Here is a 21,184-nt window from a genome sequence, read left to right on the forward strand (position 1 = left end):
TATGTTCTGCGCGGGTCTAGTAGGCGAAGGCGAGCACGTCGCCGTCGTCGTTCTTGTCGTGTCCCGGGCCGTCGGCGTCATCCTTGTCGGAGGCCGCGTTCAGCTCCGGCATGGCCGAGCCGATGCCGCCCCGGATGTACCGGGTGAGCAGGACCAGTTCAACTACCAGCAGCACGCCGTAGACGAGGGTCAGGGTGATCAGCGAGAAGAGCATCTCCCCGGCGCTGACCGTCGGCGAAACCGAGGCCGCGGTGTACATGAAGACCTGGTCGATGCCGCCCATCTGCGGGTTCGGCGCCACGGTGAAGGGCTGGCGTCCCATTTCGGTGAAGATCCAGCCTGCCGAGTTCGCACCGAACGGGGCCGCGATGCTCAGCAGCGCCAGGCGGGAGAGCCACTTGCTCTGCGGCACGGTGCCCTTGCGGGTCAGCCACAGGGCCAGAGCCGCGGTGAGCGCGGACAGACCGCCCAGGGTGATCATCAGACGGAAGCCCCAGTAGGTGACTTCCATGACCGGCAGGTAGTTGATCTCCTGGCCTGCGTACGGGCCGAAGTTCGGGTCCTCCGGATAGTACTTGCCGTATTTCTCCTGGTATTCGGGGATCAGGGTGTTCACGCCCTTGACCTCAGTGGTGAAGTCGCCGTTGGCCAGGAAGGACAGCAGGCCAGGCAGTTCAAAGGTGGCCACGATGTCTGCACAGTTGGTGGAGCCCGGAGAGGTGATATCTCCCAGGGTGAGCACCGAGAAGCCGGTGCCGTCATGGCAGGCTGCTTCGGCGGAAGCCATCTTCATTGGCTGCTGCTCGAACATGAGCTTGGCCTGTTCGTGGCCGGTCAGTGCCACGCCGAGGAACGAGACCATGGCGACGACGGCGCCGATGCGCAGCGACTTGATCCACACGTGGTAGTCGGTCTTGTCGCGGCTCTTGCCCTTGCTCAGGTCCTGCCCGACGACAACGCGCCCCTGGGAGTCGACGGAATCGATGCCTTCCTTGCGGCGGCGGTAGAGGTGGAACCAGGAGATGCCCAGCAGGAAACCGCCGGCGACGGCGAATGCGCCGAAGAGCGTGTGCGGGAAGGTGATCAGCGCGGTGTTGTTGGTGAAGACCGCCCAGGCGTCGGTCATGACGGCCTTGCCGTCGATGATCTCAGCGCCGACCGGGTGCTGCATCCACGAGTTGGCGACCAGGATGAAGTAGGCCGAGAGCAGCGAAGCCAGCGCCGCGGCCCAGATCGTGGCAAGGTGGGCCAGCTTGGGAAGCTTCTTCCAGCCGAAGATCCATAACCCGAGGAAGGTCGATTCGACGAAGAAAGCCAGCAGGGCTTCCATGGCCAGCGGAGCGCCGAACACGTCGCCGACATAGCGGCTGTATTCGCTCCAGGCCATGCCGAACTGGAATTCCTGGACGATGCCGGTGGCAACGCCCATGATGAAGTTGATCAGGAACAGCTTGCCCCAGAACTTGGTCATGCGCAGCCACTGCTCGTTGCCCGTGCGGTACCAGACGGTTTGAAGCACCGCCACGGTCAAGCCCAGGCCCAGCGTCAAGGGCACCATCAAGAAGTGGTACACGGTTGTAATGCCAAATTGCCACCGGGCAATCTCTAATGCATCCATCGGGTCCTCTGTATATATGTGTCGCGAGTTGGTTGATTGCCAACTTCTACGCCCCGTAGAAATTAGCTCCCGTGATCACCATAGTTCAATTTCGACAACATGTAGAAATCGCGTCGGCCATGTCACTCGCGCGGCCCGGAAATCTGGGAAGCAGCCCTTAAAAATCAGGTTCGGGCGATTCTAAACCCGTAAACCGTTTCACGTCCACGGAAATTAAATTCCCCAAGTCAGCAAAAAGTACCCTTCATAACTTCAGCCGGAACGCCGCAAATAGGAAACGGCGTGCTCACAGAGCTCTTTTACGGTACGTAGAAATATTGGTCAAATGCCGCTACAATGAGATTTCCAAGCACCAGATTTCACGTCGTTACGACGGGAGGCCTGGTGCGCAGCAACTAAAGCAAGTGAGGTACTACCTAGTGGCCAGCCTTGGCGATCTGGAACGCTCCGTCATGGACCTGCTGTGGGATTCCGCAGAACCACTCACCGCAAACGACCTCCGGGACGATCTTGCGGCACTTGGTACCGATGCAAAGGAACTCGCAGTCACCACGGTTCTCACCGTGTTGGCACGACTGGAGAAGAAGGGCCTCGTGATACGCGAACGTACCACCCGCCCTCACCGTTACACCGCGTCCTCCACCCGCGAGGATCACACTGTGGGATTGCTCAACGACGCCCTGGGGACCGCCCAGGACCGCGAAGCAGTTCTCGCCCGCTTTATCGGCGGCATTTCAGCAGATGAAGCAGCATCCCTTCGTGCTATCTTGGACACTGTAAAGTCCGCCTAATTTACACGAACTTCGGGGACTGAGTGCTTCTCACCTCATATTTCCTAGCGGCGTTGGCTATCGCATTGGCGTGGCCAACGCCGCTGGCGTTGTCCAAGGCAAAATGGACCTCCCGTGCTCCCGTGCAAGCTGTCCTGCTCTGGCAGGCCATCGCACTTGGCGGTGGCTTGTCCATGATCGGCTCCATGCTGGTCTGGGGCCTGGCGCCACTGGGGAACGACCTGATCTCAGCGCTGATTGCCGGCTGGGGCTTGATCACCGGCGAACCCGGTGTCGCCTATCCCGGCGTCGTGCACCTTTTCGCCTTGAGCACCGCCCTGCTGTTCGGCTTCCATCTGGTGCTCACCCTGGCCCGCGCCGCATGGCGCACCACCAGACAGCGCGCCAAGCATCGGCAGCTGCTCCGCCTGCTAAGCAACCCTTCCGAGACCCGGCCCAATACCCTGGTGCTGGATCACGACATGCCGGTCGCCTATTGCGTACCGGGGATCGCCCAATCCGTCACCGTGCTCTCCCGCGGGCTGCTCACCAAGCTCTCCCCCGAGGAACAGGCTGCGGTGATCGCCCATGAAAGCTCGCATCTGGACCAGCGGCACGATCTGCTGATCCTGGCGTTCACCGCATGGAACGAGGCGCTGCCCTGGCTTCCGACGTCCCGACTGTCGCTGGACGCGGTGCGCCAGCTGATCGAGATGCTGGCCGATGACAAGGCTCTGGAACAGGTCAGACGCCAAACCCTGCTCAAGGCCATCGTCACCGTCGCGGCGGCCGCCGCCCCCGAGGCTCCGGGCTCCGCCGCCGCAGGTTCATCCAACGCGCAGCAGGTAGGGATGCCCGGCGGCGAAGTCTCCTCCCGTCGCCTGCAACGGCTGCTCACCCCCGAGGAACCGCTGGCTAAACCGCAGCGCGGCCTGGTCCTTGCCTGCACCGTGCTGCTCATGGTGTGCCCGACCGTCCTGCTGATCGCTCCGCGCCTGCTGGCTTGGTAGCCGCCGGCCCCGCCAACAACGAAGTCCGCCACCGCCAGCCCACGATACGTGGGCTGGCGGCGGCGGACTCGGTTTTCGCTGGTTTTACACGTCGATGCGTTCGCGCTCCAGGTCTTCGGCTCCGGCGATGATGAAGCTTTTGCGCGGCGCGACGTCCGAACCCATCAGCAGGTCGAAGATCTCCTCTGCCTGCTGGGCGTGCTCGATGTTCACGCGGCGCAGCATGCGGTGGCGCGGATCCATGGTGGTTTCGGCCAACTGGTCCGCATCCATCTCACCCAGGCCCTTATAGCGCTGGATCGGTTCCTTGTAGCGCCGCCCCTCGGCTTCGATCTTGGCCAGCAGGCGCTGCATCTCGGCTTCGGAATAGGTGTACACCACTTCGTTCTGCTTGGATCCGGGGTTGATGATCTCGATGCGGTGCAGCGGGGGAACCGCCGCGTACACGCGCCCGTGCTCGATCATCGGCCGCATGTAGCGGTAGAACAAGGTCAGCAGCAGGGTTCGGATGTGCGCGCCGTCGACGTCGGCATCGGTCATCAGGATGATCTTGCCGTAGCGGGCCTGCTCGATGTCGAAGCTGCGGCCCGACCCTGCGCCGATCACCTGGATCATCGCCGCGCATTCGGCGTTCGAGAGCATGTCGGAGACCGAGGCCTTCTGCACGTTCAGGATCTTGCCGCGGATCGGCAGCAGCGCCTGGAATTCGCTGGAGCGAGCCAAGCGGGCGGTGCCCAGGGCGCTATCGCCCTCGACGATGAACATTTCGGAACGGCCGACTTCCTTGCTGCGGCAGTCCAGCAGCTTGGTTGGCAGCGACGAGGATTCCAGCGCGGTCTTGCGCCGTTGGGTTTCCTTGTGCATGCGGGCCGAGACGCGGGATTTCATCTCGTTGACGACCTTCTCCAGCAAGGAGGAGGCCTCGGCCTTCTCACTGCGCTTGCTGGAGCCGAGGCGTTCGTTCATGGCCTTTTCCAGAACCTTGGAAACCACCTGGCGCACCTGGGGCGTGCCCAGGATTTCCTTGGTCTGGCCCTCGAACTGCGGCTCGGCCAGGCGCACGGTGAGCACTGCGGTCATGCCGGCCAGGACGTCATCCTTCTCCAGCTTGTCCTTCTGGCCGAACTTCAGCTTGCGGGCGTTGGCCTCGACGTTCTTGCGGAACGACTTCAGCAGGGCCTGCTCGAAACCGGTCGTATGGGTTCCGCCCTTGGGGGTGGCGATGATGTTGACGAAGCTGCGCAGCGTGGTGTCGTAGCCAATCCCCCAGCGCAGCGCGACGTCGACTTCGCACACGCGCTGCACGTCCTCGATGTGGCTGCGGCCGTTCTCGTCGATCACCGGGACCTTCTCGTGGAAGGAGCCGCTGCCGTGGAAACGCCAGATATCAGTCACCGGCGAATCGCTGCTCAAGAAGTCGACGAACTCGCTGATGCCGCCGTCATGCTGGAAGACCTCTTCGTGAGGCCCTTCGGCCCCGGGGGTGCCGGGCAGGCCGCGCTCGTCGCGCAGGGTGATGCGCAGTCCTGGAACCAGGAACGACGTCTGGCGCGCCCGGTCCTGGAGGTCGGTATAGGAAAATTTCGCGTCCGGAGTGAAAATGTAGTTATCCGCCCAGTAGCGAATGCGCGTTCCGGTGACTCCGCGTTTAGCCTTGCCGATGACCTCCGGCGGGGTGGCCTTTTCGTGCGGGATGAATTCCGCATCGAACTTCTTGCGGCCCTTGTCCACGAAGGCTCCAGGCTCGCCACGGCGGAACTGCATGGCGTAGGTCTTGCCGCCGCGGTCCACTTCGACATCGAGCCGGGAGGATAGCGCGTTGACCACCGAGGCGCCCACGCCGTGCAGGCCGCCGGAGGCGCTGTAGGAACCGCCGCCGAACTTGCCACCGGCGTGCAGCTTGGTGAAAACGACCTCTAGGCCGCTCAATCCGGTTTTTGGTTCAACGTCTACCGGAATGCCTCGGCCGTCATCCTGGACCTCGACCGATCCGTCGCTATGCAGGATCACGTTGATCGATTGGCCGAAGCCGCCCAGGGCTTCGTCAACCGAGTTGTCGATGATTTCCCACAGGCAATGCATCAGGCCGCGGGAATCGGTGGAACCGATGTACATACCCGGCCGCTTGCGCACGGCCTCCAGGCCTTCAAGAACCGAGAGGTGGCGGGCGTTGTAATTTTCGGATGAGGCCACTGGGCTGCTGTCTCCTACTGACGCGAGAAAAGAACTACTTTGCATTCCATTCTAATCGTTACTTTGTTCGAATTGGCGGCATTTGGCGGTAATGCGGTTGCCGGTCCGGCCGTGAGAGCTTATCCACACTCGCTACGCGGTGAGCGAAAGCGCGGCCCTTTCGGGATAAAGTCAGGGGCAAAGCTGGTTGTATAGAGTAACCATCTATTTAGGGAGGCTGGCGATGACTACTACAACACCTAGTCGTGAACTCAACGCCCTCGACCGGTGCGACCGCTGCGGTGCACAGGCCTACGTACGGGCTGTGCTAGCTTCTACCGGCGGCGAGCTGCTCTTCTGCGCTCACCATGCACGGGACGTGGAACCAAAACTGCGCCCACAGACTTCCGTGTGGCATGACGAGTCCTCGCGGCTCCACGAAAAGCCGAAGGTCGACATCAACGACTGATCGTAACTTGTCCCGCGAGGGATGCACCGCAGGCGGTCCCATCACTGGATGGGACCGCCTGTGGTTTTTTTGTGCCGCCAAGCTGCCGGCCGAGCCAGTCGCGCTGGCCGCGCTTGGGTGGTTAAGCAGCTGTGGCCGGGACGATCCTTGCGGATCGGCCCGGCCACAGCTCACTAACGACTTAGTCGAGGTAGTCCCGAAGCACCTGTGAACGCGACGGGTGGCGCAGCTTCGACATGGTCTTCGACTCGATCTGGCGGATACGCTCACGGGTCACGCCGTAGACCTTGCCGATTTCGTCCAGGGTCTTGGGCTGTCCGTCGGTCAGGCCGAAGCGCATGGCGACAACGCCGGCCTCGCGCTCAGATAGGGTGTCGAGCACCGAGTGCAGCTGCTCCTGCAGCAGGGTGAAGGAAACCGCATCGGCTGGCACGACGGCCTCGGAGTCTTCGATCAGGTCGCCGAACTCGGAATCGCCGTCCTCGCCCAACGGGGTGTGCAGCGAAATCGGTTCGCGGCCGTACTTCTGGACCTCGACCACCTTTTCCGGGGTCATGTCCAGTTCCTTGGCCAGCTCTTCCGGGGTTGGTTCGCGGCCCAGGTCCTGCAGCATCTGGCGCTGGACGCGTGCCAGCTTGTTGATCACTTCAACCATGTGGACCGGGATGCGAATGGTACGCGCCTGGTCAGCCATGGCACGGGTAATCGCCTGGCGGATCCACCAGGTCGCGTAGGTGGAGAACTTGAAGCCCTTGGTGTAGTCGAACTTCTCCACGGCGCGGATCAGGCCCAAGTTGCCTTCCTGGATCAGGTCCAGGAAAAGCATGCCGCGGCCGGTGTAGCGCTTGGCCAGCGAGACCACAAGGCGGAGGTTGGCCTCCAAAAGGTGGTTCTTGGCGATCTTGCCGTCGTGGATGATCTGCTCGTAGTCCCAGCGCAGTCGCTGGTCGATGCCTTCGCTGTGGTGATCCAGCTTGTCCTGCGCGAACAGGCCGGCTTCGATACGCAGCGCGAGATCGACTTCCTGTTCCGCGTTCAGCAGGGCAACCTTGCCAATCTGCTTCAGGTAGTCCTTAACCGGGTCCGCGGTAGCGCCGGCAACCATGACCTGTTGCTGCGGGGCGTCGTCGTCGGTGGTCGAGAGGGTGAAGCCCTTGGACTCTTCCTCTGGCTTCTCGCCGGCCTTTGCTTCGGCGTTTGCCTCGGCATCGTCGTCGAGTTCCTCGGGCTCGGTGGCCTCTTCGGTCTGATCTACGGAGTCGGCTGCTGCCTTCTTGGTACGGGCCTTGGTAGCGCGCTTCTTCGCTACAGGCTTGGATACCGATTCCTCGGCGACGTCGACCTCAGCCTCGGTTGCCTTGCGATTAGCGTTCGTCTCAGAAGATGACACGAATAACCTTTCTAACGATGCGTTCCGGATGCACCTGCCGGTAACACCACTATGACCCTGTCAAGTCCGATAGCAATTCGTACACGACGAATCACCGTAAGTTGGCACATCCTGTACAACGCACCAGCTCCGCCAAATGTTCCCAAAATCAGTGACTTTGAGGCATAGGCGCTTTCGAACCTAACCGGGTCTGTGGAACCATTATCCATGAATTGATGCCCGGACACCACTTGGAGGGCGCAAAGGCGCATCGTGTCATGCGAAATGGGCCCTCCAAGCCCTCAGCTGGTCGGTGGCCCAATGCGGCATGATGCCCTGATTGAGCATTTCCTTCAGCAGCTTCGCCAGATTGTAGTCCGGGCATTCGCGCAACACCTGGTCCAACAGCGTCATGGCCAGGGATCCCCTTCCCTTGGCCCATTCAATCCAGCCGAGCACACACATCAGCGCGTAGCGCTGGTGGTTCTGCGCAATGCCCAGCAAATCGCGGGCCAGGTACCACAACCTCTCGGTGCGCTCCCAATCGGGACTGCGCCACCCTTGGCCCAGCAGGAACTGGCCCAGTTCCGGCACTTCCTCACCCGGTTCGCGTTCGGACAACTTGACCAGAACATCAACCGTTTCCCCATGGCTGGTACCGGCAAGATAGGGAAGGATGTCGCGCACGACTTTCCAACGCAACGAGTCGATCAGTTCGGCCGCGCAGGTTGGGTCCTCATGGATTTCCCGGGCAGCAAGTTCCGGCGGCAACTCCAGTAGCTTCGCCCAGTGGGCGATTCCTTCGACAGAATTCCCTCTGAGCGCGTCCGCCAGCTCCCTGACGTTCTCCGCGTTGGGCCATGGCTCCATGCCGCACCCGTCCCAAGGCTTGTCCAGCGGCGCCGATCCTGCCAGCACCATCGACAGGTGCGTCTCGTTTCCGTCGGTCTGCGGCCTTGGCAGCCAGGCCTCGACGCTTTCCGCATGGTAGTCCCAGATGCACCGGGGCCCCAGGCACCAGGCATGGCGCAGCTCGATGCCCCGCAGCTGCAGCCGGTCGCGGAGTTTCTCGTGCATCGCCCGGTAGGGAATTTCGCGGCAACTTCCGAGCCCTGACGGCGCGTAGACCACGGCGACAACACTGCGCACTTCGGGCATCCGGCGCAGGAGGTTTATCACCTGCAACACCCAGGCATTCAGCCCTTCCTCCGGTTGCATGGCGGGCAGGTCGACGCGCAGCGTTGCTTCCAGCCGTTGTTCCTGGACCAGCAGGAGCACCACCGAATCGACGGGGTGGAATCCCAAAGCGTGCGGGATGTAGGCGAGGATGTCTTCAACATCCGCGAGGGACAGCGGGTGGCGTTCAGGTGTAGTAGTCATGAACCCACGGTGAAGCACCGGGCCCGTGTCCTTTCCCGATGCCTGGCGAACTGTGGAGAACCAAAGGGGCAGGCCGGCGAAGGACGCGGAGCTAGCCGTTTTCGGCCAGGAATCGCCTGGCCTTACCCCGTTCAATCAGCATGAAGGACACCCCGATGACCATCATGACGAACTGGAAGGACAGCGCGACGCGGAATGCCGGGAGGTTGTAGAGCTCCCCGGTCGAGCCGCCGGCTTTGTAGGCCCAGTCCATGATGAATCCGATGACGTAGATCGTGATGAAGGCGCCGATGAAGCCGCCGGTGTTCACCACGCCGGTTGCGGTTCCCTGCAGGTGGGGCGGATTGAACGTGCGGGCGAAGTCGAAGCCGATCACCGACGCCGGGCCACCGGCGGCGACTGCAACCATGAGGATGATCAGCACCCACATCGGCGCCTGTCCCGGCCACAGCAGCACGATAGCCCACATCACGACCATCCCGGCGATGATTCCCAGCGCGAAGAAGGAGCGCTTGCCCGGATGCCGAGATGTCAAGGCGCCAAGCAGCGGACCGACCAGCACTGCGACCACGACGAACACCGACATCAGGCTCGAAGCCAGTGCGCTGTCGATCCCTTGGCCTTGGACCAGGAACGGGTAGCCCCAGGTCATCATGAACGTATTGATCATGAATGCGGTGGAGAAGTGGGTCCAGAATCCGAGCCTGGTGCCGGGCTGCCGCAAGGCCGCCAGTAGGCGCGATCCCTGGTGCGTTCCGGCGCCCTGCCTGGCGTGCGCCCAGCTGTCGCCGTTGCGGACAAAGGCGATGGTGGTAATCAGCGTCGCGAAGGCAAAGGCCGAGAGGACCGAGAAGGCGGGAGTCCATCCGCGGGCCACGAGGATCATGTGGAACGGGAAGATGCTGATCAGCTGCCCCAACTGGCCGAACGTTCCCGTCAGCTGGGTCAGGATGGGGATCCGCGATCCGGAGAACCACAGCGGCAGCAGCTTCAGCACCGAGACGAAAACCATGGCATCACCCATGCCGACCATGACACGGCCGACAAGTCCCATGGGGACGTTGGTTGAAATGGCGAGGAACGCTTGGCCGGCGGTCATCAGCATCGCGCCGGTGGTAATCAGGATGCGCGGGCCGAAACGGTCCAAGAGCAACCCGACCGGGACTTGCGCCCCGGCATAGACCACCAGCTGGACCACCGAGAAGGTGGCCATGATCTGCGCGTTGGCGTCGAAGCGCTCGGTGGCTTCAAGTCCGGCCACGCCGAAGCTGGTGCGCTGCGCAATGGCCGAAATGTAGGTAAGTATTGCGAAACCGTAGACGAGCCACGATTTTTTCGAGTTCAGGTGGGAAGTGCTCACTGTTCCGTTTCACCCGGGAACGGGTCATTCTCGGAATTGTTCAGCCAGTCCTGCGTGTCTTCGATCGTCGCCAGGAAGTCTTCAACGCGGGTGCCCAGTTCCTCGGCATCCGGCATGTCTTCCCCCTCGTCGAGCAGCAGCGAACGGCGCTCGTGCTCCTGGGCGTGCGCGTCGAATCGCTGTTCGAAGCCGTCGACCATCTGGCGCACGTCGGTGCTGCTTTCGAGCTGCTCGGCCAGTTGCGTGTCGACCAGCCGGCCCGCTTCGCGCAGGTTGTCCGTCGGCAGGGCGAGCTTCAGCGCGGCGCCGACATGCTCCAAGGCGGCCACCGCCACCGCCGGGTACTCAGATTCGGCGAGGTAGTGCGGGGTGTGCAGCGAATAGCCGACCACGTCGCGCCCTGCGTCGTTGAGGCGGATCTCCATCAGCGAGGTCAGTCCCGCCGGGGATTCCACGGTGGGGCTCCAGGTCGAGATGTTTTCGATCAGGTCCTTGCGGTTGCCGTGGGCGGTGACCCCGACCGGGCGGGTGTGCGGCACCGGCATCGGCAGGGACGCGGTGCTGACCACGAGGCAGATGTTGAACGCCTCGATGAAGCCGAGCAGCTCGGCAACCAGCCGCTCCCATTTCAGGTCCGGTTCCACGCCGGTCAGCAGCCAGAACTTGCGTTCAAGCTCGTCGGTCATGAGATACATCTCCAAGCGCGGGGCCTGGTAGCCGGCGAAATGGTCGCCCAGGAAGGTCACCCGCGGCCGCTGGGAGGTGTAGGCCACCAACTCGTCGGCGTCGAAGGTCGCGAACAACTCGGAGTCCAGGCGGCCGAACAGCTCGTTGGCCACCTGCGAGTGGGCATGGCCTGCATCTGACATTCCGCGCAGCGCCACGTACATGCCCAGGCCCTGAAGTCGGGCGTCGTCCACCTCGGACGCGACCAACGTCATCAACGGTTCCCTGGACATGTCCACCTCTCTACTGACCACACTGGAAAGAATTCCTGCCCCGCCACGATGCTCCTGGCACACGGCATCCGGACACAGCTCAATCATCAATCCTAGCGCGTGCGGGCTTTCGCTCGCTGTGAAGTATCGCACGCCGACGCCGGACCTCGGATAACATCGTCTATGGGAGATACGCAGCCCACCGGCATCACCGTTTCCGGCATTGAACTCTGGGCTGTCTCGTCCTTAGACCCTACAAAGGCATAGAAGGAATGATTTTGTGATCAACTCCAGTGATCTCACACTGACTGCCATCGGCACCGACATCAAGCGCAAGAGCGCCGATACCCTGGTGCTGGGCGTACTGAAGAACGGCGACAAGGTGTCAATTGCCGCGTCCCCGTTCTCCGCGGACGTCACCACCGAACTTGAGAAGTCGCTGACCCTGATCGGCGTCGGCGGCAAGGCCGACGAGGTGGCGCTGCTGCCAGCCGTCGAGGAGACCAAGGCCAAGGTCCTGATGTTCATCGGCCTAGGCGTCAAAGAACTGTCGGAGCTGGATGCAGAGACCCTGCGCCGCGCCGCCGGTTCGGCCGCCCGCCAGATGTCCAACGCCAAGAGCGCGATCTACGCGCTGCCTGCCGACACCACCGAACGCGTCGCGGCGATCGCCGAGGGCATCGCCCTGGGCTCCTACCGCTACGAGAACCTGCGCACCGCCGCCAACGACAAGCCGGTGCTCGCCGAAGCCATGGTCGCCACCGACGCAGCGACCTCCAAGGACTTGCCGGACGCCCTCAAGCGCGCCGCGATCCTCGGCCGCGCCGTGCGCGCTACCCGCGATTTGATCAACACCCCGGCGAACCTGCTTTACCCGGAGTCCTTCGCCCAGGCGGTCAAGGACTACACCAAGCCGCTGCCGCTGAAGGTCACCGTCATGGACGAGAAGCGCCTGGCCAAGGACGGCTTCGGCGGCCTGATCGGCGTGGGCGGCGGCTCAGCCCGCCAGCCGCGCATGGTCAAGGTGGAGTACTCGCCGGCCAAGGCCCAGAAGCACCTGGCGCTGATCGGCAAGGGCATCACCTTCGACACCGGCGGCATCTCGCTGAAGCCGCCTGCAGGCATGCACGCCATGAAGTCGGACATGTCCGGCGCCGCCGCGATGTTCCAGACCATCTGCGCCGTGGCCGAGCTGGGCCTGGACCTGAAGGTCACCGCATGGCTGTGCCTGGCCGAGAACATGCCAGGCGGGGCCTCGACCCGTCCGGGCGACGTCATCACCATGTTCGGCGGCAAGACCGTCGAGGTGCTGAACACCGACGCCGAGGGCCGCCTGGTGATGGCCGACGGCCTGGCCGCAGCCAGCGAGGAAAAGCCTGACGTGATGATCGACATGGCCACCCTGACCGGCGCGCAGATGCTGGCACTTGGCCTGCGCACCGCCGGCATCATGGGCAACGAGCAGGTCCGCGACGACCTGGTCGCCGCGTCCGACGAAGCCGGCGAGCTGGCCTGGGCCATGCCGCTGCCCGAGGAGCTGCGCCCGAGCATCGACTCGCAGGTGGCAGACCTGGCGAACATCGGCGAACGCATGGGCGGCATGATGACCGCCGCCGTCTTCCTGGAGGAGTTCGTCGGAGAGGTCGACGGCGCCAAGATCCCTTGGGCCCACATCGACTTCGCCGGTCCCGCCTTCAACGAGGGCCAGGCCTGGGGCTACACCCCGAAGAACGGCACCGGCTCGCAGGTCCGCACGCTGGTTGCCTACGCTGAAAAGCTGGCCGGCACCCGCTAGGACTATCCGTGGCGCATGGAATTTATCAATTTCATGCGCCACGGCCGGTTCAGGGCAACGAGACATACCCTACTTTTGGGCGCGCGAAGGTGACTGCACCGCGCCGACGGTACTAAGGTAAGTTTTGAAACATCACTGCGGATTGCTGGCGCGCGCCTACCAGCACAAACCATCGATCCGCGACCCGATCCCCTGGCCGACCAAAGTCGGCCTCACTAAGCTAATAACGAGGGAGCGTTCACGTGGCCGATTCGGCAGCAACGCAAGAATTTGATGTCCTCATCCTCGGCGGTGGATCCGCTGGATACTCGGCAGCATTGCGCGCCATCCAGCTGGGCTACACCGTCGGTCTGATCGAGAAGGAGAAGCTGGGCGGCACCTGCCTGCACACCGGCTGCATCCCGACCAAGGCTTACCTGCATGCCGCAGAACTTGCCGAGAACGCACGTGAGGGTGCCAAGTACGGTATCAACTCCTCGCTGCAGTCGATCGACCTGGCTGGCGTCCGCACCTACAAGGACGGCATCGTCGCCGGCAAGCATAAGGGCCTGCAGGGCCTGCTGAAGATGAAGAAGGTCAACGTTATCACCGGTAACGGCCGCCTCGTCTCGCAGGATTCCATCGATGTTGATGGCACCGTTTACAAGGGCAAGTACATCGTGCTCGCCACCGGTTCCGAGTCCAAGACCTTCGGCCTGGAAATCGGCGGCCGCGTCCTGACCAGCACCGAAGCCCTGAACATGGAAGACCTGCCGAAGAGCGCCATCGTCCTTGGCGGCGGCGTCATCGGCGTCGAGTTCGCCTCGGTCTGGAAGTCCTTCGGCGTGGACGTCACCATCGTCGAGGGCCTGCCGTCGCTGGTTCCGAACGAGGATCCTGCCATCATCAAGAACCTGGAGCGCGCATTCAAGAAGCGCGGCATCAAGTTCAACACCGGTGTCTTCTTCGAAAAGGTCGAGCAGGATGCCAACGGCGTTAAGGTCTCCCTGGCCGACGGCAAGACCCTGGAAGCAGAAATCGTCCTGGTTGCAGTAGGCCGCGGTCCGGTCACCGCGAACCTGGGCTACGAGGAGCAGGGCATCACCATCGATCGCGGCTTCGTGATCACCGATGAGCGCCTGCACACCGGCGTTGGAAACATCTACGCCATCGGCGATATCGTGCCAGGCCTCCAGCTGGCGCACCGCGGCTACCAGCATGGCCGCTTCGTCGCCGAGGAAATCGCCGGCAAGAAGCCGACCATCATCGAGGACATCAACATCCCGAAGGTGACCTACTGCGAGCCAGAGATCGCCTCCGTCGGCTACACGGAGCCCAAGGCCAAGGAGAAGTTCGGCGCCGATTCGATCGAGACCACCGAGTACAACCTGGCCGGCAACGGCAAGTCCTCGATCCTGGGCACCAGCGGCATCATCAAGATGGTACGTGTCAAGAACGGCCCTATCGTCGGCGTGCACGGCATCGGTGGCCGCATTGGCGAGCAGATCGGCGAAGCACAGCTCATCGTGAACTGGGAAGCCTACCCAGAGGACGTTGCACAGCTGATCCACGCGCACCCGACCCAGAACGAAGCCCTGGGCGAAGCCGCAATGGCTCTGGCCGGCGCTCCTCTGCACGGCTAACAGCGCATCAAGTCATGCGGGCGGCGCAGGTTTCGGCCGCGCCGCCCGCATGGTCTAGGCTCGGAGGCAACGCCTCCTACAAAATTCAAGTTTTATAAACGAGGAGATACGGGAAGATGTCTGAAACCGTAAACCTGCCCGCACTGGGTGAAAGTGTTACCGAAGGTACGGTAACCCGCTGGCTGAAGCAGGTCGGCGACCGCGTAGAGGTCGACGAGCCGTTGGTGGAAGTTTCCACCGACAAGGTTGATACCGAGGTTCCTTCGCCTGTTGCCGGAGTCATCGAGGAAATTTTTGTCGCCGAGGACGAGGAAGCCGAAGTCGGCGCTCCCCTGGTCCGCATTGGCGACGGTTCGGGTGCCGGCGAGTCCGCTGCCCCTGCTGCTCCTGCCGCCGAAGAGGCATCCGCAGAGGCGCCTGCCGCTGAAGAAGCACCAGCACCTGCCGAGTCTGCTCCTGCGGCTCCTGCCGCCGGCTCCGCTTCCGGCACCGAGGTCACCCTGCCTGCCCTGGGCGAGTCGGTCACCGAGGGTACCGTCACCCGCTGGCTGAAGGAAGTCGGCGAGGAAGTCGCCGTCGACGAGCCGCTGCTGGAAGTTTCCACCGACAAGGTCGACACCGAGGTTCCGTCCCCAGTGGCCGGCACCCTGCTGGAAATCCGCGTTCCGGAAGACGAGACCGCTGAGGTCGGCGCAGTCCTGGCCGTCATCGGTTCGGCAGATGCAGCCCCGGCAGCTCCTGCTGCTCCAGCCGAGCCAGCTCCGGAAGCCAAGGAAGAAGCTCCGGCCACCAAGGAGGAAGCACCGGCTGCCAAGGAAGAAGCTCCGGCCCCCGCTCCTGCAGCCCCGGCCGCTCCGGCACCTGCTGCCGCTCCGGCTCCGGCCGCACCAGCTGCTCCAGCCGCTGAGTCGAACGATTCGGGTTATGTCACCCCACTGGTTCGCCGCCTGGCCAACCAGCACGGCATCGACATCGCCTCGGTCAAGGGCACCGGTGTTGGCGGACGCATCCGCAAGCAGGACGTGCTTGACGCAGTTGCCGCCAAGGAAGCAGCTGCTCCAGCCGCTGCCGCCGCTCCTGCTGCCGCCAAGCCAGCCGCCCCGGCAGTCGAGGCTTCGAGCCTGCGCGGCACCACCGAGAAGGCTCCGCGCATCCGCCAGGTCATCGCCCGCCGCATGCGCGAATCGCTGGACGTTTCGACTCAGCTGACCCAGGTCCACGAGATCGACATGACCCGCATCGTGAAGCTGCGCGGCTCGGCCAAGAGCAACTTCAAGGCAGTCAACGGTGTGAACCTGACCTACCTGCCGTTCATCGCCAAGGCTGTTGCCGAGGCTCTGAAGGCCCACCCGAAGCTGAACGCCGAGTACAACGAAGAGACTCAGCAGATCACCTACCACAATGCCGAGCACCTGGCATTCGCGGTGGATACCGACAAGGGACTGCTGGTTCCTGTGGTTTCCAACGCTGGCGATCTGAACCTTGCTGGTCTGGCCAACAAGATCGCTGATGTCGCTGCCCGTACCCGCAGCAACAAGATCGGTCCGGACGAGCTGTCCGGTGGCACCTTCTCGATCACTAACATCGGTTCGGTTGGCGCCCTGTTCGACACCCCGATCATCAACCAGCCACAGGTTGCCATCCTCGGCACCGGTGCAATCGTCAAGCGCCCAATGGTCGTCACCGACGCCGAGGGTAATGACTCGATTGCCATCCGCCACATGATGTACCTGTGCCTGACCTACGATCACCGTCTGGTAGACGGTGCCGATGCCGGTCGCTTCCTGCAGACCGTCAAGGCACGTCTTGAAGGCGGCGCATTCGAGGGCGATCTGGGCCTGTAAGGCCGGGACGCTTCAGCGCTTCTAGCAAGGGGAAGCTTTCACGTTGGTTCGCCGGCGGTAGAAGCTTCCCCTTGTCGTTTCTACAATGCGTCGAACCTCGACTACTCTGGAGATATGACTTTTGCAATCTCTTTCCTCGTATTCCTGCACATCCTGGGTGCGGCAGCGATCTTCGGCGGCTGGCTGGCCAACTTCAAGACCCCTACTGTCAACGTGTGGCAGTGGTACGGCGCGCTGCTGCAGGTGATCACCGGCCTGGCTCTGGTAGGCATCTACGAAGCGCAGGACGCTGACGTCAACCACATCAAGATCGGCGTGAAGGTCGTCATCGCCCTGGGCATCGCCGTGGCCGCCTTCATCGGCCGCAAAAAGGTCAAGGCAGGCCAAGAAGTCTCCACCGGCATCGCCCACGCAGTCGGTGGGCTGGCACTGGTCAACATTGCCGTCGCAGTGCTCTGGAGCTAATCGCCCAACACGCTGTTGCGTCCGCTCACCGGCCGTTCTCCCTGATTCCTGGGAGAACGGCCGTTTGCAGTTTAACGGGCGCTGATTCTCAGTCGCTGCGACTGAGCACCGTCCCGAGGAACCACTGGCCGTCAACAAGCTCGACCTCGACCTGGATCCGTTCGGGGTCGCCCGCGCCCACCTGGTGCCGCAACGTGCCGGCTGCATCAACGTAGGTATAGGAACTGTGCGTCGAAAGGGCCTGAAGGATCACGGTGTCTGCGGAGCCGCGAGCCTGGATCGAGACATCCTCCAATTTCGTTTCGAGGCCATTGAACCGCAATTTCAGCTTGCGCATCGAGTCCAGGGTTTCACGGTCCCTCTGCAGTTGCTCCGAGTCCTCGACGTAGATTTTTCGCAGCGCCGAGGAATCGCCTGAGTTCATGGCCCGGTCACGCGCGGCGGACAGTGCCAGGAAGCTTGCAATGACTGTATCGGCTTCGAAGGAGCAGGCTGGGACCTCCCCGACGTCCAGGATCCGGCAGCCTGGCGTCTCGCCCGGTACTGCGCCCTGTGCCGCCGGGTCCGGCGGTTGGCCGGGCAACAGGTATTTCACCCCTAGGAAGCTGGCCGCAATCGCGATGCCTCCGATCGCGAGCGCGGCAACGACCTTCGCGCCTCCGGGGGTGCGGCGTAGACGGTGCCCGTGCCAGCTGCCGCTATCTCCCGGAATGACGGTGCTGGTCTTTCCTGCTTTCCGACGTGACCCGGCTCGACGGTGTTTCGTCCGTGCCGCCACGTCAGGGTGGATCGTATCCATCAGCTGGTTGCTGTCAGTGTCGATGAACCCTTCCCAGTGGATCGGCGCGGCCGGAATGCTGGAGAACAGCGTCCGGGCGAATTGGTCCGCGGTGGGGCGCTGCAGTGGATCTTCGTCCAACGAGTCGGCCAGGAGCTCCTGGATGATCTCGGGAACGCCGGGAAACTGGACCCTGACCGGCGGGCGGTAATGCGGCTCGTCCGGTGGTTCGCCGTCCAGAAGGTACCAGAGGCAGCTTCCCAGCGCGAAGACGTCCCGGGCGCCGAGCTCCTCCTCCCCTGCGCCTGTGAACGTCTCGAGTGCGATGAATCCGGGCGTCCCGGCGACTTCAGCCGCATCCTGGCTCAAAGAGGCTTCCTGGAAGTCGATGATCTTCGGCATGCCCTGTGCCGTGAGCATGATGTTGGACGGCGAAATGTCCCCGTGCCGCATCCCTGCTGCATGAAGTCCCGCAATGGCCTGGGCGATGGGGGCCAGAGCTGTCACGCATTCGGCGAGCGTGAAGTTCGAGCGCCGAGCCATGAGCGCAGCGAGGCTGCCACCCGGGCAGTACTCCATCAGCAGCCCGTCGCCTAGCTGGGTGCTGAGCATGCCGTAAGAATCGACGACATATTTCCTCGCGGCATTGACATTGTGAAGCCTCTGCGATGCCACATTTTCCATAGTCAGACTAAGTTTCAGCACCATATATTGCTGGTCCGACTCTCGTCGAATGAGCCAAACTTTACATGGTGACTTGGTACTTAAGGGTTTCACTGTCATGTAACCGGGGCACGTTGGCCAGGCCAGCACATTCGTTGATTCATCCATGGTTTCGTTCTACCGAATAATCCCGAATTGCAAATTCGTTATCCACATGTACAGCGGGTGGTGGCGAATTAGCGACCGCCGGTTCAACGGCGTAGGGTAACCCCCATGGCGATCGAATTCGAAAGAGTCGGACTCGGCACAGAATACATTCCGTACATGCAGGCTTGGGACTACCAGATCCAGCTGCATGATGCGGTGGCCGCGGACGAACAAACCCCAAAAGTCCTCTTCCTCGAACATGCAGCCGTTTACACGGCTGGCAAACGAACTGAACCCGAAGATCTTCCCCTCGACGGCACCCCCGTTGTTGACGTTGACCGCGGAGGCAAACTCACCTGGCACGGCCCAGGACAACTCATTGGCTATCCCATCGTCAAGCTGCGCAAGATCAGCGCAATCAGGCTATACGTGGAAACCCTCGAACAAGCGCTGATCAACGTGGTCGACGAGTACGGCATCCCCACCGCGCAGGTGAAAGGACGCTCCGGGGTGTGGGTTCCAGGTGCGGAGGGCGAGCAGGACCGCAAGATCGCCGCCATCGGAATTCGAATCAACCACGGCGTGACCATGCACGGTTTCGCCTTGAATTGCTCGAATGATCTCAACGCCTATGACCAGATCATCCCGTGCGGCATCACGGATGCCGGCGTCACCACGATTTCCAAGGAACTGGGCCGCGAAATCTCCCCCAGCGACGTGGTCGATCGCGTCCAGCAGGAGCTTGAGCGTCTCCTCACCCCTCAAGTCGTCTAGACAACCACTCCCTTCCTTTAGAAAGAGCAGTCAATGAGCATCGAGCCAGAAGGCCGTCGACTACTGCGCGTTGAAAAGCGCAACGCCGCCGTACCCGTGGAGCGCAAGCCCGAGTGGATCAAGGCGAAACTCAACATCGGTCCTGAATACGTGGGGCTGAAAAACCTGGTGCAGTCCGAGGGACTGCACACCGTCTGCGAAGAAGCCGGCTGCCCGAACATCTTCGAGTGCTGGGAAGACCGCGAGGCCTCATTCCTCATCGGCGGTTCCGAGTGCACCCGCCGCTGCGACTTCTGCCAGATCGACACAGGCAAGCCGGCGGCGCTGGACCGCTCCGAGCCGTTCAAGGTCGCCATGAGCGTGAAGAAGATGGACCTGCGCTACGCCACCGTGACTGGAGTCGCCCGCGACGATCTCGAAGACGAGGGTGTCTGGCTGTACGCGGAAACCGTGCGCCGCATCCACCAATTCAACGAGAACACCGGCGTGGAACTGCTGATCCCGGACTTCTCCGGCAAGCCGGAGAACCTGGACGCGATCTGCGACTCCGCTCCGGAGGTCTTCGCGCACAACGTGGAAACCGTGCCGCGCATCTTCAAGCGCATCCGCCCGGCGTTCCGCTACGAGCGCTCTCTGGGCGTCATCACCCATGGCCACCAGCGCGGCATGATCACCAAGTCGAACCTGATCCTGGGCATGGGCGAGACCCGCGAGGAAATCTCGGAGGCCATGCGCGACCTGCACGAGGCTGGCTGCGACCTGCTGACCATTACCCAGTATCTGCGCCCGACCGAACGTCACCTGCCTGTTGACCGCTGGGTGAAGCCGCAGGAATTCCTGGAGTTGCAGCAGGAAGCCGAAGAGCTCGGCTTCGCCGGGGTCATGTCCGGGCCGCTGGTGCGCTCGTCGTACCGGGCCGGGCGACTGTGGGCAGGAGCCATGCGCAAGAAGGGCCGCGAGATCCCCGAGGCGCTCGCGCACATCGAATCCTCCGGCGACACCCGTCAGGAAGCTGCCTCGCTGATCGGAAGCTAGGCAACGCCGCCGGAAATGTCCCGGCCCGAATGGTACACTCCGGACCATTTGGGCCGGGACATCGTGCGTTGGCCCTCCCCCGCAGCCGTACGGGACTGGCAATTTCCCGCACTGGATTAGATCTCATAGATTCATCGCGTAGAATTGAGGCACTATGGCCAAAAACTCCGACAACGACGCTGCCTCGCAATCAAAGCGTGGGCTTTTTTCGCGTAAACCAAAAGCTGAGAAGCAGAACAAAGAGCCCGGTCGCCTAAAGCAGATCGGCCAGGTCTTCCAGATGACCCGCCGCCACGACCCGATGGTCGTCTGGTGGATGGCTCTGGCTGCCTTGGGAATCATCGCCGTGGGCCTGGTCATCGGCTTGCTGATCCGCAACTGGGTCACCATGCTGATCATCTCGATCCCGCTGGCCCTGCTCGCTGCTATGTACATCATGTCCCGCCGCGCCGAGAAGGCCGCCTTCTCGCAGCTGGTCGGACGACCGGGTGCTGTCGGCGCAGCGATGAGCGTACTGCGTCGCGGTTGGATCCTGAAAGAGGAACCGGTTGCCTACAACCGGCACCAGGACCTCGTGTTCATGGCCATTGGCCGCGCCGGCGTGGTGCTGGTCTCCGAAGGCCCCAAGTCCCGCGTGCGCGATCTGGTGATCTCCGAGCGCAAACGAGTCGGCCGCGTACTGCCGAACGTTCCGATCCACGTGATCAACGCCGGCCAGGACGAAGACCAGGTGGCCTTGGAAGACGTCGCCAAGAAGATGAAGAAGCTTCCGAAGTCGATCACCAAGCTTGAGGTCAGCGCAGTCGAGAAGCGTCTGAGCACCCTGACCGCGAATCGCCTGCCGATCCCCAAGGGCATCGACCCGAACCGCGTTCGCCCGAACCGCCGCGCCATGCGAGGCTAGGACCGGATAAAAAGAAACCGCATCGTTCGATGCGGTTTCTTTTTTGTCTTGATTCTGTGCAGCGCCACGGG

Annotated in this window: 17 protein-coding genes; 10 read left to right on the forward strand and 7 right to left on the reverse strand. The window is 62.6% G+C overall.

The features are described from left to right. Positions 1-16: 16 nt before the first annotated feature. Positions 17-1,618, reverse strand: coding sequence for a cytochrome ubiquinol oxidase subunit I (locus ACTX90_RS10920; RefSeq protein ID WP_047119452.1), 1,602 nt, complete (start codon positions 1,616-1,618; stop codon positions 17-19). Between the two features lie 419 nt (positions 1,619-2,037). Between ACTX90_RS10920 and ACTX90_RS10925 the strand changes: the two genes are divergently transcribed. Continuing rightward, positions 2,038-2,409 carry a BlaI/MecI/CopY family transcriptional regulator gene (locus ACTX90_RS10925; RefSeq protein ID WP_047120787.1) on the forward strand — a complete coding sequence of 124 codons (372 nt, stop codon included), beginning with the start codon at positions 2,038-2,040 and terminating at the stop codon, positions 2,407-2,409. 23 nt (positions 2,410-2,432) lie between these two features. After that, on the forward strand, positions 2,433-3,398 hold the full coding sequence (locus ACTX90_RS10930) for a M56 family metallopeptidase (RefSeq protein WP_113606446.1): 966 nt from the start codon (positions 2,433-2,435) through the stop codon (positions 3,396-3,398). An 84-nt stretch (positions 3,399-3,482) separates the two neighbouring features. Here ACTX90_RS10930 and ACTX90_RS10935 read toward each other — a convergent pair whose 3' ends face one another. Beyond that, entirely contained in the window at positions 3,483-5,591 is a 2,109-nt protein-coding gene (locus tag ACTX90_RS10935) for a DNA gyrase/topoisomerase IV subunit B (RefSeq protein ID WP_047119454.1), read from the reverse strand. Positions 5,592-5,814: 223 nt separating this feature from the next. Between ACTX90_RS10935 and ACTX90_RS10940 the strand changes: the two genes are divergently transcribed. After that, positions 5,815-6,039 (forward strand): DUF7455 domain-containing protein, encoded by a 225-nt coding sequence (locus ACTX90_RS10940; protein ID WP_047119455.1) that lies wholly within the window; start codon positions 5,815-5,817, stop codon positions 6,037-6,039. Between the two features lie 181 nt (positions 6,040-6,220). Here the strand turns inward: ACTX90_RS10940 and ACTX90_RS10945 are convergent, their stop codons facing one another. The 4 genes from ACTX90_RS10945 to ACTX90_RS10960 all read right to left on the reverse strand — a co-directional run bounded on the left by ACTX90_RS10945 (position 6,221) and on the right by ACTX90_RS10960 (position 11,089). Next, entirely contained in the window at positions 6,221-7,429 is a 1,209-nt protein-coding gene (locus ACTX90_RS10945) for an RNA polymerase sigma factor (protein ID WP_120989248.1), read from the reverse strand. 255 nt (positions 7,430-7,684) lie between these two features. Next, on the reverse strand, positions 7,685-8,788 hold the full coding sequence (locus tag ACTX90_RS10950) for a DUF4192 domain-containing protein (protein WP_443442074.1): 1,104 nt from the start codon (positions 8,786-8,788) through the stop codon (positions 7,685-7,687). A 91-nt stretch (positions 8,789-8,879) separates the two neighbouring features. Continuing rightward, complete coding sequence (locus ACTX90_RS10955; RefSeq protein WP_443442075.1) at positions 8,880-10,148, reverse strand: MFS transporter; 1,269 nt, start codon at positions 10,146-10,148, stop codon at positions 8,880-8,882. Further along, a complete protein-coding gene (locus ACTX90_RS10960) occupies positions 10,145-11,089 on the reverse strand; it encodes a proteasome assembly chaperone family protein (RefSeq protein WP_231735936.1) in 945 nt (314 codons plus the stop codon). Before ACTX90_RS10960 ends, ACTX90_RS10955 begins: the two co-directional genes overlap by 4 nt. Positions 11,090-11,366: 277 nt before the next feature. On the opposite strand from ACTX90_RS10960, the gene ACTX90_RS10965 reads away from it, so the two are divergent. The 4 genes from ACTX90_RS10965 (at position 11,367) to ACTX90_RS10980 (ending at position 16,812) form a co-directional block, all read left to right on the forward strand. Continuing rightward, a complete protein-coding gene (locus ACTX90_RS10965) occupies positions 11,367-12,881 on the forward strand; it encodes a leucyl aminopeptidase (protein WP_443442076.1) in 1,515 nt (504 codons plus the stop codon). A gap of 242 nt (positions 12,882-13,123) precedes the next feature. Further along, a complete protein-coding gene (lpdA, locus tag ACTX90_RS10970; protein ID WP_047119460.1) occupies positions 13,124-14,503 on the forward strand; it encodes a dihydrolipoyl dehydrogenase in 1,380 nt (459 codons plus the stop codon). A gap of 116 nt (positions 14,504-14,619) precedes the next feature. Then, entirely contained in the window at positions 14,620-16,347 is a 1,728-nt protein-coding gene (sucB, locus tag ACTX90_RS10975) for a 2-oxoglutarate dehydrogenase, E2 component, dihydrolipoamide succinyltransferase (RefSeq protein ID WP_113606450.1), read from the forward strand. A gap of 114 nt (positions 16,348-16,461) precedes the next feature. Beyond that, entirely contained in the window at positions 16,462-16,812 is a 351-nt protein-coding gene (locus ACTX90_RS10980) for a hypothetical protein (protein WP_047119462.1), read from the forward strand. Positions 16,813-16,900: 88 nt separating this feature from the next. Here ACTX90_RS10980 and ACTX90_RS10985 read toward each other — a convergent pair whose 3' ends face one another. Next, complete coding sequence (locus ACTX90_RS10985; RefSeq protein WP_443442077.1) at positions 16,901-18,274, reverse strand: protein kinase domain-containing protein; 1,374 nt, start codon at positions 18,272-18,274, stop codon at positions 16,901-16,903. Between the two features lie 252 nt (positions 18,275-18,526). Here ACTX90_RS10985 and lipB point away from each other — a divergent pair, with 252 nt between their 5' ends. The 3 genes from lipB (at position 18,527) to ACTX90_RS11000 (ending at position 21,113) form a co-directional block, all read left to right on the forward strand. Continuing rightward, on the forward strand, positions 18,527-19,174 hold the full coding sequence (lipB, locus tag ACTX90_RS10990; protein ID WP_047119464.1) for a lipoyl(octanoyl) transferase LipB: 648 nt from the start codon (positions 18,527-18,529) through the stop codon (positions 19,172-19,174). 33 nt (positions 19,175-19,207) lie between these two features. Then, a complete protein-coding gene (lipA, locus tag ACTX90_RS10995) occupies positions 19,208-20,209 on the forward strand; it encodes a lipoyl synthase (protein WP_053798379.1) in 1,002 nt (333 codons plus the stop codon). A gap of 154 nt (positions 20,210-20,363) precedes the next feature. After that, positions 20,364-21,113: a DUF4191 domain-containing protein gene (locus ACTX90_RS11000; RefSeq protein ID WP_047119467.1), complete on the forward strand. Its 750-nt coding sequence runs from the start codon at positions 20,364-20,366 to the stop codon at positions 21,111-21,113. Positions 21,114-21,184: the final 71 nt, after the last annotated feature.

The sequence above is a fragment of the Glutamicibacter soli genome, from assembly GCF_052322135.1.
Classification (GTDB): Bacteria; Actinomycetota; Actinomycetes; order Actinomycetales; family Micrococcaceae; genus Glutamicibacter; species Glutamicibacter soli.